Raw genomic sequence first — 401 nt, forward strand, 5'->3', positions numbered from 1 at the left:
TTAATCGCAGATTATTACAAAATTCAGGGTAACAAGAATTGACAATTAACTTGTCCCAACGCGGACGGAGGGGGTCATCAACGAAGAAGCGTGTGCCGTTTTCAACGCGATGGGGCTTACGGTATCGGATGCCGTCCGCCTGATGCTAACGCGAGTAGCACGGGAAAAGGCGCTCCCATTCGAACCATTAGTACCAAACGAAACGACTATTGCGGCCATGCGTGAGGCTCGTGCAGGAAATGTAACGAAGGCGGCTGACCTCAAAACTCTGGTTAGTGATCTCAATGCGGACGACTGAATACACCAGCCAGTTCAAGCGCGACTCCAAACGTGGCAACAAAAGAAGACAAACCGAAACACTGAGACCGCGCTTCCATAAATTTTTTTTCCTACTGTATACA

1 pseudogene is annotated in these 401 nt (G+C 48.9%); it reads left to right on the top strand.

Annotated features, from left to right (window positions below):
- Window positions 1-67: 67 nt before the first annotated feature.
- Window positions 68-298: pseudogene (locus AACQ81_RS06180) on the top strand (type II toxin-antitoxin system RelB/DinJ family antitoxin); the annotation flags it as partial.
- Window positions 299-401: the final 103 nt, after the last annotated feature.

The sequence above is a fragment of the Xenorhabdus sp. Sc-CR9 genome, from assembly GCF_963897815.1.
Classification (GTDB): domain Bacteria; phylum Pseudomonadota; class Gammaproteobacteria; order Enterobacterales; family Enterobacteriaceae; genus Xenorhabdus.